Here is a 16830-nt window from a genome sequence, read left to right as displayed (position 1 = left end):
ATTCTGGCACTATTTTTAGATTCATGTAAAATTTTTAGTTTTTTAACAATGGAAGCGTAATAATGATTTTCGTACCTTCGTTTCGTTTGCTTGTAATGTTAATACCGTATCCCTCTCCATATAACAATTTGATTCTATCATCTACATTTCGTATACCGATCCCAGAGAACAGTTGGCGTTTGTGTTTCGACGCCGGTAGCTGCTCCGCTTCCATCAAATTCGGGTCAAGGTCCATTCCATCTCCGTTATCTACAACTTCGCATACAAGCTGATGCTCCTGTACAGCAATCATGATGAGAATTCTTCCCTCATCTTTAAGGTTGAATGCATGAAAGAACGCGTTTTCGATAAAAGGTTGAAGAATAAGCTTTGGCATATGATAATCCAAGCTTTCAGGCTCTACAAAATAATTCACGCGGATCTTCTCACCGTACCTCACATGATTGATAAACACATAATGCTTCAGCGATTCTAATTCTTGACTAACAGGTATAGTGGATTGAACATCGCTGACAGTATTTTGCAGGAGTGAGATTAGCGAATTTATCGTTCCAGCAGCTTTTTCCTTGTTGCCCTGTTGTACCAGAAATTTAATAGAAGCCAACGTATTATATAAAAAATGTGGATTGATCTGCATTTGAAGTGCGGCCAGCTCTGCATTACGCTGCTGCTTCTGTGTCTCCATTAACCGATCAACATAATCATGTAGTGAATCAAGCATATAATTAAAAGCATTACCCAGCTCCTTAACTTCATAACTGCTTGTGGAAACATCTACATGATTATCGAACCCTCCCTTGGGAATACTCGACATCTGTTCAACGAGTACACGCAGGGACTTCGTCATTTTCCTTGTAATTAAAAATACAATAATAAGCGAAATGGCTACGATCGCCATGATCGTTAACGACACTGCTTTGGCATTTACCATCTGACCGGTCACAGCTTTCTTATCGATCAGATTTACCAAATAAACATCAAATTCAGGCAAGTATTCAGAGAACACTATTCGTTCATTCCCCATGATATTGACAGATTCTCCATTTTCTCCCGCACTCTGTTCATCAACTACTTCTTGGAGCAGCTGTTGATCGAGCAGCCCGATTAACTCTGTCCTGCTGCTGGATACGATTTGACCTTTTCCATTCAGCAACACAACATCATTACCTTCACTTGTAAAATTGGCGTAGAAGTTCTTAAAATCGCTATCACGAATTGCAATGTACATAGTGCCATAGATACTGCCGGTAGAATGATCAAATAGAGCTTTAGAAGCCACTAACATGATCTCTTTCGCTTTGGTTTTACTATCTTCTTTTTGATAAAGCTGGTACAGGATTTGCTCAGGTTTTGCTACTGTCGCTTTCGTAATCGGGTGTTTCTTCAGTTCTTCAGCAGTAGCAGACCAATACCAAGGATCGGTTGAATAACTCCTGCCATTTGCTCCTACGATCATAATACCCACATCAAAAGCACTAAGGTTGGAGCGGACAGCACGCATGCCTTCTGTCATCTGGTAGGTTTTGATAGCAAGCGTCACTGAATCCGTTTCACCGCCAGACAAATAGCTTCGGACAGCTCCATTTTGTGCTGTCATAGTAGCGCCTGTAGCTACAACGTTGTTGTAAGACTCCAGGTTTGTCTTCATTTGATTCAGTAGTTTACCGTTCGTTATGCTGAAGGTCTTTAAGAATAAACTCTCTGACATACGGATGGTAATAGACAATGTCAGAAGGGATACGGTAATTATGCTTATGAGAGTTACAAGAAAAAGCTTGAGAAATAAACCCTGCTTTCTAAGCTTGTGGATGATTGCTCCGATCATGACTGCTCAACATCCCGTCTCCGGTACCGGCTCGGAGAAATGCCAGTCTGTTTTTTAAATACTTTGGTAAAATAACTTTGATCTGAGTAACCCACGCTTGCGCTAATATCAGCAATTGATTTCTCCGTTATCTCAAGCAGCTCCATAGCTTTTTCCACCCGTACTTTATTCAGGTACTCACTAAATCCTTCGCCATTATGTGCAGTAAAATAACTCGATAAGTAAGAAGCATTGAAATGAAACTGTCTAGCTACCCCTGTCAGTGTAATCGGATCTGCAAAATGATTCTGGATATATTCGAGAAGCTTCGTCATATTTGGATTAACAGCTGGATTCGTCTCCCCAATCGTGCGCTCAACTTCATGAATGAATGCTTCAGTAACAGCAATTGCATCACTTGCATACAACGCTTCATCTATTTTTCGGAAGTAGTCGTATTTGGTCTCCTCCAGACTTCCAATCTCAAATTTCATTTTTCCAAGTGTCGTCGCTACGTTAAATATAAAGTTCCCCAATAGCGATTTGAATTCGAAAATATCCATGCGATAATCCATTGAACGTTGATGAACATATTCCAGAAACTCTGTAAATGCCTTCTGGAATTGCTTACGTCTCAACTGATCCATTAATTCTCCCATGTCAATTTCCTGATACGCTCCCGGAAGGCTTGGCAAATGATCATTTTCAATCAGATTTCGTTCCGGCAAATAGAAACTGTATCGATTAAGCTTTAAATAATTGTCTCGATAAATCGCACCAAGACTCACAAAGTCCGTGAAACTCTGACTAATAATAAAATGCGTTTCTTGCACACGCTGTGCGATTTCTGAGATCAAATAACGGAGTTCAATTGCAAGCTCGTCCCATTGTTCCGGATCAACATTGAATAGATAAATAACCGATTCGTTAACAAATCTTAGCCGAATAAACACTGCACTGTCTAAAACGAACTTGCGGATTCCACTTTCTATTTCATTTGCGAACATTAACTTGTTACCAGAATCTTTAATATGTTTCATATCCGCTCCGAAAAACGCGAATTGTTTATGAGGAAACCACGAATGTAGCAGTGTAGGTTCCAGTAAAGATTCATATCCCGTCATGAGCTTCTCAATCGCAAGTAAAACCTTCTTTTCCTCTGGATCGATCGCTGGATCGGCCAGCTTCATCCCTGACATTTTTGCTGTAGTTTTATTTAGGATGGATAATAGGTAGTCGGCTTCCAGCTTCGGCTTCAGGATGTAATCGGCTACACCATTCTGAAATGTGGAGCGAACATAATCATATTCACTGAAACTGCTTAAGACGATTACAACAACGTGAGGATACTTCTCTTTAACAATCTTGACTAGCTTCTCTCCGCCCATAATTGGCATCACGATATCTGTAATAATAATATGCGGATTAACCTCATCCATCATACTTAATGCCTCAAGACCGTTAGAAGCCTCACCTGCGATTCGATACCCTTCTTGTTCCCAATCCAAAAGATGTTTAATTCCTTGTCTAACCAGCATCTCGTCATCCACAATCATAATTTTAAATATTGGTTTCATATCTGCCCCCTTGCAGCTGTTCAACCTATTATTGTATTCATTCACTAATTGAACAAATTTTAAAAGTCTTGAGAATGATCAGAACGTCGTCTCCTTTAAATATATACAAAGCCTGTTTGTAACCGTTTTCTTTTTATCTGTTACTGTTCGGCTCATCCGACTTGAGCAACCTTCTGTTCAAATAAAGCATTCAGACTAACTTAAATTTGTTTAATCCAAATAATAGTCCCCATCAGCAATTATGGTCAACCCCCCATTTTTGATTCTAACCAAAGAACAGGTTCAGTCTATTTGAAAAATAAAAAATTAACTATAGTTTTACAATAAACTATAGTTAATTTATAGAATTTAATTGTATTATAGCATTCCTATTCGTGAGTCTCGGTACAATCCTCACTAATAGTAAAAAATTTCGTAATAACCTTCCGTTGGACATTAACCTTTGTAGTGATAAGAAAAAAGCCGCGAGTATCGCGGCTTCTTTCTGCGTAAGATGTTCGTATTAAATTTGACATGGACTCTACAAACTTAACTTCTGTTGAAGTAAAACTGCCAGCTCTTCAGCTGTATCCCAAACGATTGGACGAATATTTTTCACTTGCACAAAAAGATTATCGGCATCGCTGCTATTCACGGTCCATATCACTGGGATGTTCAAACCGAGCGCATATCCTGCCGTAAAATACACTTCAGGGGATTGACCAGTTAAATCTGCGATAATCAATTTACTTTCTTCAATAAGCTCCAAGGAATACGGTTCACGGTTTTGTGTTGTGTGTCTTAACAAACGCGGCGTATAACCAAATTGTTCGATTTTTGGAAGCAGCTTTTCCATCCACTCCGTGTGCAACTCCTCGGCATCCGACAATAGAACGATACATGGTTTTAACTTTTTGCCTCCTGCGATTGCGGCAGCTTCATTCCATCCCTCGTCCGTCAGCTTAAAGGTCATGCCTTCTCTAATGATAAACTGCTCGTTAATCAGCTTATCTATGATATATACCAGTTCTTGCAGATTGGGCGAATACGTCAGGTTATAGCTACTGGAGAGTGGTTGAATAACGATAGTATCTCCTGGAGCCTCAGAATGTCTGTATAAGTATTGCAGTAAACGGTATCCTTTATCTTCAATCGTCACAGGAATTCTTGAGGATATTACAATGGATTCCAAATCGTCAGCCGATAGACTAACCTTCTCCTCACGATCAGTCAATTCCCGAATATAAGCCGATATGATATGAAACATGTCACGTTTCTTTTGATGCGGGAGTGAATTAATCGGCTCATAGCTATCTCTCAATAAGTTATAGAACCCGTCGGGAGAACAATTACAACCTAAATACCTATCATAATCGCCATCTGTTGCAGTGGAGACGATCTCATCACAGAACAAGCAGTATTTCTTACTCATGACAACTCATCACCTCTTATTCATTGATATCCCCTAACCTTACCAAGAATATCTTAAAAAGTAGACAAGAAGATATTTCCTTTTGATGTGAGTGCCCCCTCCTCAATCATCGGACACATATTATAAAGGCAAATCCTTTTCCTTAAAAACTCGTATGCCTATCGCATAAAGTCCAATCCCAATAACACCAAGCAATGTAAACTGAATCGAGTAATCGCCGTTATTTATGATGGCATCCGTATCAAATAATGTATTCAGTGAGATATACTTAAATCCCTCCAGACTGCTATCAACCTTCCCCATCAGTTCAAAGAGAAAGAAAGCAAGTGGGATTCCTGCACCAAAAGCGAGTGAGTTCTTGGACAAATTGAAGATACAAGAAAACAAGAAAGAAATACTGCTGGTTGCAAACATTAAGAGGAATAAACCTACATTTAGCATTATCAAATCTGAAATATTGAAATCAATATCGCTCTGAAAAGCCTGAACAGAAATTACACCCACGATAGATAAAATCGTAAACATTGCAATAAGCGATGTTACCAGATAAATAGCCTGTGTTCTGACTACGGTGCTTCTTTTTATAGGTGTTGATAGCAAGTAAGCCATGGAGCCTTTATCCACCTGTGATGCAATAAGACTGTTGGCGGTCATAATCACAAATATCAATGGCAGAATAACGCCTTGCATGGAATAGAAGGTCTGAGAAAGCATGCCAAGGAATGAAGTTGATCCTAACATGTTCGCAAGGGGGGTATCCTTCACCATATCCGACATGCTAGATATCGTTTTTGGATCGAATACAGCAATCAGCACGCCACTAAACACGCTCATGATTATCGTGAAAATAAGCCACAGCTTAAAATTTGCTTTCAATGTTTGCTTAAAGATCGTTTTACTAAACATTGGTTTCTCCTCCTTTAGTAAAGACTTCTGAAGTATTTTTCGAGTGTGTACTTGTTCTCAGTGATAAACTTGATTTCATAGCCTTTGAGCACTTTGAAAAGCGTATTGATATGACGATCATGTATATTAACAATGACTTGATTTTGACTTTCACGTTGATCGACACAATTAAATGGCTCTGTTAAAAATCGTTGGTAGTCTTCATGCGAAGTAAACTCTATTTTGTACGTCTTCTCTTCATTATGTTTAACCTCAAGTGTCGATTTCACAGCAATAATCTGACCATCTTTAATAAGAGCAACCTTGTCACACGTATGTTCAACCTCTTCAAACATATGACTCGACATAAATATCGTTTTGCCTTTCTTCTTTTCATCGTTTAAGATATTTACAAATTCAGCTCTCATTAGCGGGTCAAGTCCTGTTGTTGGTTCATCTAGAATCAAAATATCAGGATCAGCCATTAAGGTAGCAACAATTGCTGTCTTTTGTTTCATTCCCTTGGACATTCTTTTCAAGTTAGCAGTCGGATCTAGTTGAAGCTTCTCGATGATTGTATTTGCGTAGGTCATATCTTTGAGTCCTAACAGCTCAGCCTGCTGTTTCAGGAATTCTGTTCCAGTTGGAGCATCAGGAAATGCGATCTCTCCAGGCGTATAGCCTATCATTTTCTTTATCTCAGCTGAGTCTTCCCAGCAGTCCATTCCGTTAATTCTTACACTTCCGATTTGCGGCTTTAAGAAGCCCATCAAATGTCGAATCACTGTGGTTTTACCTGCTCCATTTGTGCCGACAAAGCCAAATACTTCACCTTTTTCAATTGAGAGATTGATGTTAAAAATGCCTCGTCCTTGGCCATAATCTTTTGTCAATTTTTCAATTTCTATTAATGGCATTATCAATGGCACCTCTCTCTGAATTAGAGTTTCGGTCATAAAACTTCATGAAGTAATCTTCAAGCGTAAACTTGATCTCTGAGAAAAACTTCAAATCATATTCTGATAAGTAGCTTATAAACATGTTGATATCGTTATCATTCACTCGTATTTCCGCTTGATTGTTATGCGCTTTTAGAGAAGCGACCTCAATGTTTTTTAGAGACTGAACCTCATTACTAAAACGCTCAAACTCTTCTTTGGAGTTGAATTCAAATTCAAAGGTTTTGCTCTCATTGTGACGAAGCTCATCAGCAATAAAGGTTGAAATTAACCGTCCATCTTTGATAATTGATATTTTGTCACAGGTAGCATCAATCTCATTAAAAATATGGCTCGATAATAAAATCGTCTTCCCTTTCTCTTTTTCCTCTTTGATAAAATCAATAAATACATTTTGCATGATGGGATCAAGACCGCTTGTAGGCTCATCAAGAACAAGTACGTCTGGATTATGCATAAATGCTGTTACAATCGCGAGCTTCCGCTTCATCCCTAAAGACATACGTTTTAAACTACCCACTGGATCAAGTTCGAATTTTGAGATCAAATAATTAGTATGCGCCATATCATGGATGCCACGTAAATCAGCCATCATCTTAATAAACTGTGTACCTGTCAGCGATTCAGGCAAAGCAATTTCCCCAGGCAAGTACCCTAGATTCTTTTGAATATCACTGGCACTCTCCCAGCTATTCAATCCATTTACTAAGGTGTATCCCTTCTGAGGACGAGAAAATCCCATGATATGGCGAATTGTTGTCGTTTTACCCGCTCCATTCGGCCCTAAAAATCCGTAAACTTCACCTTTTTCAACTTGGAATGAAACATCGAACACACCACGCTGATGCCCATAATCTTTTGTTAAATGCTCAATCTGTAACACTGCCATATAAATGCTCCTTTCTGACTAAGTAAGCTATTAGGATGAGGCTTCAGATAAAGGATTTCTTATTCCATCCATAACGAAATGAACAAAGTTTTCGACTTCATCATCACTTATGGAATAGTTCTCAAACAATACAAATCGAGACACAAAGAAGCTTCCACAAACAGTCATTAAATAAATCAAAACTTGATCTGTAGGTTTATCTTTTAGTTCTCCGCGTTGCTTGAATTCTTCTACTACTCGAGAAATTAGCAGCGAGATATTTTTGATAAAATGTGGGCCTATTTCTTTCTTAAGCTCATCTTTATATATGACTTCCTTCACAAACACTCGAAAGATCTCTTTATTTCTATCAAAAAATTCTATTCTATTCTTTAAAAATCCCTTAAGAAATTGCTCGAACGTCTTCGTATCCTCTGTTAAGACTTCACTAAAAACCTCATTAGCTATTGAGGGTAAAGAATCTTTCACAAATGGCAGAATAATCGAGAGCAACAGCTTATCTTTTGTTCCGTAGTGTTTAAAGATCGTCCCTTCCGATACGTTTGCCATCTTAGCTATCTCCGCCGTTGAAGTATTCGCAAAGCCCTTTTCAGCAAATAATTTAATGGCTATTTCAATTATCTTTTTTTGTTTATCTGTTTTTGTCTTTTGAGCAGCAATTAGTGAATCGAATAGATCATGTGTCATTTTTTTACTCCTTTTTAAGAGTTCATCAGTAAAGTGAGTGATTACTCACTCGAATATAGAACATAAGAAATCGAGAGTCAATAAAAAGTGAGTAATTACTCATTTTTTCCTCAATTCCAAATTTATTTTTTCTTGAATAGCAGCCAACACCGTTATCCTGCTTGCCTATTCCTCTCACTACCACTAACAATAAGCATTTTATTGCCGTATAATTGATTGAGAATACAACTTTAGGAGGAGCCCATGTCTAAAGAAATACAAGTGCGAAAAGAAGAACTCACTCAATTGATTGATCGTCACTCCAGTCAGGATGGCGTAAAAGATACCGCTATTCCCTCATTGTTTGTGATTCGCACCTCCAATGTGACCGAGCCCATCTTTAGAGTGTATACACCTTCTTTATGCTTCATTGCCCAAGGAACAAAAGAGTTGTTATTGGCACAAGAGCGTTTTGAGTATGGGCCTGCCAATTACCTAATAACATCCATGAACTTACCAGTTGTCGGTAAGATAATTAAAGCTTCTCCCGACGTGCCGTATCTGAGCTTCAAGCTTGATTTTACACAGAGTCAGATCTTAAAAGTGCTTAATGATTCTGAATTTAAGATCGCTTCTAAAGAAAACGCAAAGCGTGCAATGTTTGTGGGGCAAATAGATCTATCCTTACTCGATGCGATTCTTCGATTGGTTCGTTTATTAGATGAACCTAATGATATTCCGTTTTTAGCACCGATTTATACCGATGAAATCCTTTATCGGCTACTGCAAGGTCCTTATGGTGTTGCATTGGCACAAATTGCATTGGAAGGCAGCAGTACCTACCGCGTGAATGAGGCAATCGAACAGATAATCAACAACTGTGATAAGCCATTACGAATTGAAGAACTTGCCGAAACGGCCAGTATGAGCATCTCTTCCTTCCATAGACATTTTAAAGAAGTCACTGCTATGAGCCCGATCCAGTTTCAAAAACAGCTGCGATTACAAGAAGCCCGGCGTCTTTTATTATCCGAGTCAGCGGATGCAGCGGAAGTTGCATTCCGAGTAGGTTATGAAAGTGCCTCCCAGTTCAGCCGTGAATATTCTCGTATGTTTGGTGCCCCTCCTAGAGCAGACATTAAGCAGTTGAAAGAAAGGATGCTCATTGGATAAACATTATCTAAAGTCTAAACTGAGCTTGAGACAGCCATAAATCAAAATAAGCAGCCATTCATCCATAATGGAGAATCGCTGCTTATTACGTTTCATTTGTACTCGTTACCGTACCGCTTCTCTATCACTTTTGATAGCGGAAGTAATCATAATATGCGGTAGTTCCATGGGCAGAGTAGTTATACATCCCAAAGAACACACCGGTAAAACCGCCTGCCACTTCTGTAGAGATCAAATGTGTCTCTGCTTCACCTAGTGGATGCCATATCTGATCTGCGCCTCGATAAGAAAACAAATATTTCTCTGGGAGTGCCTGAACCTTCAATTCTATAACTGTGCCCTCAAAAGGAGAAGAATATTTCACATCTCTTATGCTGCCTACCTGTCTTCGCAGTGTGATCACATTTTCACCTTCTACATGGGTCAGCCCGAATGCGTAGTGATACTGCTGATCCATAAACACAACGAGACCCGCTTCATCACCATCTGAAGGGTTGAATTCCATTTTTGTGGTGATTTCACAATCCACGTGGCGCTGTCTACGGCCAATAAACGCTGGCGTTCCCTTATCGCTCAATCTCACATCCGATCCTCGTAATGCAAGCCACCCTGCTCGTTTCTGTAAAGACCAATCGACTTTTTTAGCATTACGAATAAAATTCCAGCTCATTCCTAGAGTGGACTGATTGAAATCATCGGTCTCAGGCTCGTCTTCCCATAGTACTGGTGCAGGTGTGTCAGCTTCCATTACTAATCCAACAACACCGTTATCACCAATCATCGGCCATCCATCCTCACTCCATTGGACTGGAGCCAGGAATGTTTCTCTGCCAAGATGATGACGGTAAGGATACCCTACCGGCCGAGTTCCTAGAAATACTGCCCACCAGCTACCATCCTGTGCTTCAACAAGATCGCCATGACCTGTAGCTTGAATAGGATAATCCGAGCTTCGATGACTCAAAATAGGATTTCGGGGAGAGGATTCATACGGTCCATAGGGTGATCTACTTCTTGCTATAGTCTCCATATGGCCATATTCCGTCCCGCCTTCTGCACACATTAAATAATAGTAGCCGTTTACCTTATATAGATGGGGTCCTTCAGGGAATTTACCGCCACTGCCTGTCCATATCAAGTTGGAATCACTAAGCTTATGGCCTGTTTCGATATCAATCTCACATTGGTAAATTCCCATGCCATCCTTGTTTCCAGTGCTTGTAAAGTACACTTTTCCCTCGTCAAAAAATAAGGATGGATCAATTCCTTCCTGATCCACATAGATCGGATCCGACCATTCACCTGCTGGATCTTCTGTCCAAACATAAAAGTGTCCACCGCTATCCTGATTCGTCGTCACCATGTAGAATCTACCGTTATGATGACGAATGGTCGGTGCCCACACTCCTCCAGACACGACCGATTTATCAAATTGAAGCTGGGAATCACGCGTCAAACAATATCCGAGCTGCTTCCAATGGACTAAATCTTTACTATGCCAAATGGGTATTCCCGGGACGTAAGCAAATGAACTGTTTACCAAATAATAATCCTCGCCTACTCTGCAAATGCTTGGATCTGGATAAAAACCTGGTAATATCGGATTATTATATTTCATGAAGCATTCTCCTTTTGTTGAACAATTGCGGCTATGTCATGGATTATACTCCACTTACTAAACGATAAACCTTGATTATTCGGTCGTAAAATAGCATGATATAGACATTCATCTAGACATGCTTTTGGAGGGTAACAAGTTGAGTGAATTTTATTTAAATTGGTTTACATCGGATCAGAAATTCCCATTCTTTATTCAGTACGGCTTTCATGACAACGATACTGACCTTCACAGACATGTGGATTTCTCAGAGCTTGTAATCGTCTTGAGTGGCACTGCTACTCATATTGTAAATACCGAAGAATCATTCATCAAGAAAGGGAATATCTTTGTTATTAACGGTTCAACCCCGCATGCTTTTAAAGATCCTCAGGATTTTAAGATCTGCAATATTATGTACAAGCCCGAAATGCTGTCAACAGCTGGATCGGATCTGCGGACTTCGAACGGCTTTCAGGCGTTGTTTGTATTGGAACCGTTGTATCGTCATAAACACGCCTACACTAGTAAATTAAGCTTGCCTATTCCTATGCTTGAATACGTCACTTCCCTCATTGACGGTATGATTGAAGAATATAGCAACAAGCTTCAGGGATATCAGACTTTGCTTATCTCTCGGTTCATGGAACTGGTTGTCTATTTATCAAGGCATTATGAAAAACAGGATAAAGAGAGCCAAGATAATCATCTAATTCATTTGGCGAACGCGCTCTCCTTTATGGAAGACCACTATCTTGAACCCTTGTCGTTGGAGCAAATCGCCACTCACTCAGGAATATCGGTAAGACACTTAAATCGGATCTTTCGTTCTTACTATCAGACGACACCCATCTCCTATCTTCATCGTTTGCGTCTGGAACGGGCTTGCAGCTTGTTGAAGCATTCTGACTTCAGTATTACTCAAATCTCACACGAAAGTGGGTTTAGCGATAGCAATTATTTCACACGACAATTTACCAAAACCTACGGTATGTCTCCTAAGGCCTATCGAAAGAAGTCATAAAGGAACAGACTTAATACGACAATAAGCCCTCAAAAGAGGACTTATTGTTTACTCATTCGTTCAATTTTTTCATCCATCCGTTCCAATACTCTATTCATCTCTTCCATTTTAGATAAGAGTTGCTTCCGCTGCTCAATCAGGAGTTCAACTCTAGCATGATTAGCCTCATCCCCCTGTCTATACAATTCAACATATCTAATTAAGGTCTCAACGGGAAGACCAATGCCTCGCATACATTTGATATGTTCTATCCATCTGCAATCTTCTTCCGAATAGTCTCTATTTCCGCTTTTATTGCGATTCACATGTGGAATGATACCGATGCGTTCATAATAGCGAAGCGTATCCGGTGACAGATTGAATTTTTCACTTACTTCTGAAATAGTCATCCTTTCGTTATCCTCCGATACTCGGTATTAATTAAAACCAATGATTGGGTGAGGTGTATAAGGTTCTTCTAAGAACATAATTTCTTGCGGTGTTAACGTAAGCGATAGCGCTCCTACAGCATCTTCAAGATGTGATAATTTCGTAGCACCAATAATAGGAGCGGTAACCGGTGCTTTCTGAAGTAACCATGCAAGGGCGATATGAATCCGCGGAACACCATGTTTTTCGGCGATCGCAGCTACTCGCTCCACGACTAATCGATCTGCATCTGCAGTTCCATCATATTTGGATTTTTGTATTTGATCGGTCTCTGAACGATGTGTCGTTACTGCCCAGTCGCGAGTTAATCTTCCGGAAGCCAGCGGACTGTAAGGAATAACACCGATTTTTTCTTCCTTACAAAGTGGCAACATCTCGCGCTCTTCTTCACGGTAGATAAGGTTGAGGTGATTCTGCATCGATACAAACCGAGTCCAACCATTCTTTTCCGCTACATATAAAGCTTTCTGAAATTGCCAAGCATACATAGCTGAAGCACCAATGTATCTCGCTTTACCCGCCTTAACAATATCATGAAGAGCCTCCATCGTTTCCTCGATAGGTGTGTGATAATCCCAGCGATGAATCTGGTACAAATCCACATAATCAGTTCCTAATCTTTTAAGACTCTTGTCAATCTCACTCATGATTGCTTTTCTGGAGAGACCCGCACCATTCGGTCCTTCGTGCATACGATTGTAGACCTTAGTCGCTAGGACAATTTCATCTCGGTTAGCATAATCCCTAATAGCTCGTCCGAGAATCTCTTCACTTGTTCCGTCCGAATACACATTAGCCGTATCAAAAAAATTAATTCCGAGCTCAAGGGCTTTTTTTATGATCAGCCGGCTCTGCTCCTCATCAAGCACCCATTTATGAATCCAACGTTCGGCTACCCCGAAGCTCATACAGCCTAGACATAGCCTTGATACATCTAGGCCGGTATTACCAAGTTTCACATAGTCCATTTAATGATTCCTCTCTTTCGCTAGATAATAAAGTTCATTTGCTGATATCTGCTATTATTTCACTTGGAGTTCACTCCAAGTCAAGCCCTTTATGAAACTAACTGCCTTAAGCCCCGTTCACTCGCCCTTTTCAGAAAGAATGGTGTCCTAAAGTTTTTTTGTGCCATAGAATAGCTTAATGATGTTTTTGGAGTTCTACTTGGTCAAAAGAGGTGAGCCGATGAGTTTTTCTATGAACGGGGAAACGCCCCATGGATATTACCGAAATATCTTGGAACTTACAACAGAATGGGAACAAAGAGGAATGGTCCATGAAGCTGGACATGTTATTCCGTTTGATTTCGGTCAGGCGACCGATTTCACTGCTCCTAAAAGTATTGAAACAAACATCCATCCTGTTCTAACGCCCTATTCCTTACAGCCTTTTGGCGGCTATGTAGCTGCCATCTCTAGTGGGAGGGTGTGGGGTGAATCTGGTGCTGTTCTATCTTCGGAAGGAAAGCTAATCTTTGATCTGTCACAGGAATATGATGCTGTGCAAAATAGAATGCTAGAAGCAGAGGAACACCCTGTGTTCCACCAGTGGAATAATCCGAAGCTTCAACATATAAAAGGGACCTCGGCCGTGTTGACGTTTTGTGGAAGCCATAACTATTTCCACTGGATGTATGATGTGCTCCCTCGGCTGGCGATGCTCAAAACAATTGGAATTCCTTATACCTCTATCATCATGAATCCAAACCCTTACGGGCCATTTGTAGGTCAAACTTGGGCAATGTTAGGCATATCAGAGTCGTTAGTAATCCGGACAAATCCAGAAGCCTATTATGAAGCTGATCAGCTGCTTGTCCCTTCTTTAATGATGAATTCCCACTACCCCACATGGGCTACGGATACACTACGTAAATTTTTCCTGCCACATAGGGATATAACGCTCGCCACTCCTGAGCGTATTTATATTTCACGAAACAAAGCCAGCACTAGGCGCTTGATCAATGAAATGGAAGTTACTCGTTGCCTTGAGGAATACAGTATTCAAACCATTTATCTAGAGGATTGGACGGTTGCACAGCAAATCCAGTTATTCGCTTCGGCAAAAGTAATCTTGGGTGCACATGGGGCTGGACTGGCAAATTTGGCTTTTTGTCAAAGCGGAACTCAAGTAATTGAAATTTTTCATGATCGGCATGTCGTTCCAACGTATTGGATGATCAGCAACCATAACACTCTCGATTATTACATGATGTATGGTCAAGGCTGGCCAGATCCTGCTATTCGTTTTCCGGGATTTGAAGATATTTATGTGGATATAGATCGTCTGAAACAGACTTTACATTTAGCAGGGTTGAAGGCTTAAGACTATGTAATTTCTTATTTACTAGCTATGTTTAATCAAATTAACGACCAAATATGTGTATTAGTTATCCGAGACCGTCAGAAGACGATTTACTCTGGCGTTCTTAGACATGGGCGAATTCTAACATCTCTATGACGGACACGAACACCAAGCTTCATTGTTCAGCATTTTCTCATTGAACTAAGAAGGAGTTTAGTGCAACAAATTCCCTTTCACAGCGTATATTCAATTATTCCATATTACGGATATTCAGAGGATTGAGAGGAATGTAACTGAAGTATATCTACGGACTATTAAAATTGCCCATTAGTATTTAATTCAAATCATTAGAGGTGATTTCATGAACAAATTTGGATATATATTTTTTATTGCTGCAATTATATTTTTAATATCAGGATGTCAAAAGGATGGTTCCAATGATGAATTAGCTAAAGCACAGGCGCAAGTTAGTGCTTTAGCATCATCATTTAGTATCCCTACACTAGACGGATATGAAGTTAGTTATATACAGCATAAATTTCCTCCAAAAGACAAAGAAGGCAACTTCATTGGAGATAATCAAGAAGTTTTAGTCACATATACAAAAAACAAAGGGAAGCTGGAGATGTTAACAAAGGAACAAAAAGCGTCCAATGAAAGAGAAATCATCTACGGACCTTTTCAAGGAGAAACACTCATTGAAATAGCCTATACCAATACTCAAGTGGATTTAAACGATGCTGATATTATTGATGTTAGCGGAAATCAGGTACAAAAAATAAAAAATAGTAATTATACGTTTTTAGCATTCAATGCTTCAAAAGGTTCAATCACTTTAAAATATAACAGTTTGGATGAGGAAACGATCCTTAGCATTGCTCAACAAGTAGTTAATGAAAATAAATAGGAAGACCAGGCTCAATTCATCAATTAAGTCTTCATTCAGAAAGGAGCCATTTAAGAACACCCCAACGCTCTAGCAATAACTCATCAATTAAAAATAATTGTTTCAGCTTTTCTACCACTACAGCAAAATCCAATTTTTTAATCCTCCAAAAATATAAGATATTCCTAATTTCCTTCAGATGAGCTAGATAAGCGTCAGATACCTGCTCCGTAAGCACTTCAACGAACTGTTACTTCCCTCTGAAATATAATTTTGGGTCCATCCTAATTCTCCAAAAGAATCCACGGCAACTGCATACTTAGCATATGGGAAATAATATAGGGTCTATCCATAAAGATTCCTTTTTATCCTACTTGAATGGTTGGACGTATAATCATTTCATTGATCGCTACACCGTAATTACAACTTTATCTCGGATTTTGGACATGATATGAAAACACCCTTTCGATAATGTATGTTGATTCATTAATGAACTATAGTCTATTATTATAAACAGTTATAGATGACATTCAATTGTACGATGTGCACGTTCTGTTCAATACTGAACAGGTTCTATAGAAATGTTCATTAATTATAGAAAGTAAGGTGAAAATTCACGTGCCTAAAGTGGATAGAAGGATTCTCAAATCACAAGAAGCACTTAAGAGGGCTGTTATAGAACTGATGTCCGAGAAGAATTTTGACGAGATTACCATACAGGAACTCTCTGACAAGGCTAATGTAAGCCGAGGAACCATTTATCTTCATTATCTGGATAAATATGATTTGTTAGATAAGCTTATCGAGGAACATATAGAAGTTCTTAGAGTACTTTGCGAATCTGCAGCGGAATTAGATTTTATCGAAGCTACGTTGAAATGGACGGAATACTTCGATCATCATTATTCTTTTTTCTCTATGATGCTGGCGAGTAAAGGCGCCCCTTATTTCCGGAATCGGTTCTTAACTTTTCTTCAAAATGAGTTTCGACATGAAGTAAATGTAACGGAAGGGATAAATCAGGGATTAAATGAGGAGATTATTATTAATTTTGTTGCATCGGCTTATGCAGGTGTAGTGGAATGGTGGTTCAAGAATGAGAAGCCAGTGACACATCAAGTCTTGGCTGAACAGCTTGGAACATTGTTAGAGCGGAATTTATAGCTTTGACAGTACGGTACAGTTATAAAAAAGAGCAGCGATTCTCCATAAATGAATGAATCGTT

15 protein-coding genes are annotated in these 16830 nt (G+C 39.5%); 5 read left to right on the top strand and 10 right to left on the bottom strand.

What is annotated here, in order from left to right; genetic code table 11:
- Positions 1-34: 34 nt before the first annotated feature.
- The 7 genes from ACDZ28_RS23815 to ACDZ28_RS23785 form a co-directional block, all read right to left on the bottom strand.
- Positions 35-1825 carry a sensor histidine kinase gene (locus tag ACDZ28_RS23815; protein ID WP_375102923.1) on the bottom strand — a complete coding sequence of 597 codons (1791 nt, stop codon included), beginning with the start codon at positions 1823-1825 and terminating at the stop codon, positions 35-37.
- Positions 1822-3381, bottom strand: a complete 1560-nt coding sequence (locus tag ACDZ28_RS23810) for a helix-turn-helix domain-containing protein (protein WP_375102922.1) — start codon at positions 3379-3381, stop codon at positions 1822-1824. The genes ACDZ28_RS23815 and ACDZ28_RS23810 overlap by 4 nt, the downstream gene beginning before the upstream one ends.
- Positions 3382-3901: 520 nt before the next feature.
- Positions 3902-4792, bottom strand: a complete 891-nt coding sequence (locus ACDZ28_RS23805; RefSeq protein WP_042127690.1) for a hypothetical protein — start codon at positions 4790-4792, stop codon at positions 3902-3904.
- Between the two features lie 120 nt (positions 4793-4912).
- Positions 4913-5698, bottom strand: coding sequence for an ABC transporter permease subunit (locus tag ACDZ28_RS23800; protein WP_375102921.1), 786 nt, complete (start codon positions 5696-5698; stop codon positions 4913-4915).
- Positions 5699-5712: 14 nt separating this feature from the next.
- A complete protein-coding gene (locus tag ACDZ28_RS23795; RefSeq protein ID WP_375102920.1) occupies positions 5713-6594 on the bottom strand; it encodes an ABC transporter ATP-binding protein in 882 nt (293 codons plus the stop codon).
- Positions 6575-7525: an ABC transporter ATP-binding protein gene (locus tag ACDZ28_RS23790; protein WP_375102919.1), complete on the bottom strand. Its 951-nt coding sequence runs from the start codon at positions 7523-7525 to the stop codon at positions 6575-6577. The genes ACDZ28_RS23795 and ACDZ28_RS23790 overlap by 20 nt, the downstream gene beginning before the upstream one ends.
- Positions 7526-7555: 30 nt before the next feature.
- Entirely contained in the window at positions 7556-8212 is a 657-nt protein-coding gene (locus ACDZ28_RS23785) for a TetR/AcrR family transcriptional regulator (RefSeq protein WP_375102918.1), read from the bottom strand.
- A 243-nt stretch (positions 8213-8455) separates the two neighbouring features.
- Here ACDZ28_RS23785 and ACDZ28_RS23780 point away from each other — a divergent pair, with 243 nt between their 5' ends.
- The gene (locus tag ACDZ28_RS23780) at positions 8456-9364 is read left to right on the top strand and encodes an AraC family transcriptional regulator (protein ID WP_042127677.1); all 909 of its coding nucleotides are present in this window, start codon (positions 8456-8458) and stop codon (positions 9362-9364) included.
- A 124-nt stretch (positions 9365-9488) separates the two neighbouring features.
- On the opposite strand, the gene ACDZ28_RS23775 is transcribed toward ACDZ28_RS23780, so the two are convergent.
- Positions 9489-10982 (bottom strand): glycoside hydrolase family 43 protein, encoded by a 1494-nt coding sequence (locus ACDZ28_RS23775; protein WP_375102917.1) that lies wholly within the window; start codon positions 10980-10982, stop codon positions 9489-9491.
- Positions 10983-11121: 139 nt separating this feature from the next.
- Here ACDZ28_RS23775 and ACDZ28_RS23770 point away from each other — a divergent pair, with 139 nt between their 5' ends.
- On the top strand, positions 11122-11985 hold the full coding sequence (locus ACDZ28_RS23770; protein ID WP_375102916.1) for a helix-turn-helix domain-containing protein: 864 nt from the start codon (positions 11122-11124) through the stop codon (positions 11983-11985).
- Between the two features lie 41 nt (positions 11986-12026).
- On the opposite strand, the gene ACDZ28_RS23765 is transcribed toward ACDZ28_RS23770, so the two are convergent.
- Complete coding sequence (locus ACDZ28_RS23765; RefSeq protein WP_375102915.1) at positions 12027-12374, bottom strand: MerR family transcriptional regulator; 348 nt, start codon at positions 12372-12374, stop codon at positions 12027-12029.
- A 27-nt stretch (positions 12375-12401) separates the two neighbouring features.
- A complete protein-coding gene (locus ACDZ28_RS23760; RefSeq protein WP_375102914.1) occupies positions 12402-13382 on the bottom strand; it encodes an aldo/keto reductase in 981 nt (326 codons plus the stop codon).
- A gap of 220 nt (positions 13383-13602) precedes the next feature.
- Here ACDZ28_RS23760 and ACDZ28_RS23755 point away from each other — a divergent pair, with 220 nt between their 5' ends.
- The 3 genes from ACDZ28_RS23755 (at position 13603) to ACDZ28_RS23745 (ending at position 16768) form a co-directional block, all read left to right on the top strand.
- A complete protein-coding gene (locus ACDZ28_RS23755) occupies positions 13603-14739 on the top strand; it encodes a DUF563 domain-containing protein (protein WP_375102913.1) in 1137 nt (378 codons plus the stop codon).
- Between the two features lie 340 nt (positions 14740-15079).
- Positions 15080-15625, top strand: coding sequence for a hypothetical protein (locus tag ACDZ28_RS23750; protein ID WP_375102912.1), 546 nt, complete (start codon positions 15080-15082; stop codon positions 15623-15625).
- Positions 15626-16222: 597 nt separating this feature from the next.
- Positions 16223-16768, top strand: a complete 546-nt coding sequence (locus tag ACDZ28_RS23745; protein WP_076118610.1) for a TetR/AcrR family transcriptional regulator — start codon at positions 16223-16225, stop codon at positions 16766-16768.
- Positions 16769-16830: the final 62 nt, after the last annotated feature.

This window comes from Paenibacillus sp. RS8 (genome assembly GCF_041956825.1).
Lineage (GTDB): Bacteria > Bacillota > Bacilli > Paenibacillales > Paenibacillaceae > Paenibacillus_AQ.
Note: the sequence above shows the minus strand (reverse complement) of the source record. Positions and strands in the feature narration are given on the sequence as shown.

Excerpts from the sequence above, each read along its gene's own strand:
- ACDZ28_RS23815 (WP_375102923.1), bottom strand. The coding sequence starts at position 1,825 with ATGATCGGAGCAATCATCCACAAGCTTAGAAAGCAGGGTTTATTTCTC.
- ACDZ28_RS23810 (WP_375102922.1), bottom strand. The coding sequence starts at position 3,381 with ATGAAACCAATATTTAAAATTATGATTGTGGATGACGAGATGCTGGTT.
- ACDZ28_RS23805 (WP_042127690.1), bottom strand. The coding sequence starts at position 4,792 with ATGAGTAAGAAATACTGCTTGTTCTGTGATGAGATCGTCTCCACTGCA.
- ACDZ28_RS23800 (WP_375102921.1), bottom strand. The coding sequence starts at position 5,698 with ATGTTTAGTAAAACGATCTTTAAGCAAACATTGAAAGCAAATTTTAAG.
- ACDZ28_RS23795 (WP_375102920.1), bottom strand. The coding sequence starts at position 6,594 with ATGCCATTAATAGAAATTGAAAAATTGACAAAAGATTATGGCCAAGGA.
- ACDZ28_RS23790 (WP_375102919.1), bottom strand. The coding sequence starts at position 7,525 with ATGGCAGTGTTACAGATTGAGCATTTAACAAAAGATTATGGGCATCAG.
- ACDZ28_RS23785 (WP_375102918.1), bottom strand. The coding sequence starts at position 8,212 with ATGACACATGATCTATTCGATTCACTAATTGCTGCTCAAAAGACAAAA.
- ACDZ28_RS23780 (WP_042127677.1), top strand. The coding sequence starts at position 8,456 with ATGTCTAAAGAAATACAAGTGCGAAAAGAAGAACTCACTCAATTGATT.
- ACDZ28_RS23775 (WP_375102917.1), bottom strand. The coding sequence starts at position 10,982 with ATGAAATATAATAATCCGATATTACCAGGTTTTTATCCAGATCCAAGC.
- ACDZ28_RS23765 (WP_375102915.1), bottom strand. The coding sequence starts at position 12,374 with ATGACTATTTCAGAAGTAAGTGAAAAATTCAATCTGTCACCGGATACG.
- ACDZ28_RS23760 (WP_375102914.1), bottom strand. The coding sequence starts at position 13,382 with ATGGACTATGTGAAACTTGGTAATACCGGCCTAGATGTATCAAGGCTA.
- ACDZ28_RS23755 (WP_375102913.1), top strand. The coding sequence starts at position 13,603 with ATGAGTTTTTCTATGAACGGGGAAACGCCCCATGGATATTACCGAAAT.
- ACDZ28_RS23750 (WP_375102912.1), top strand. The coding sequence starts at position 15,080 with ATGAACAAATTTGGATATATATTTTTTATTGCTGCAATTATATTTTTA.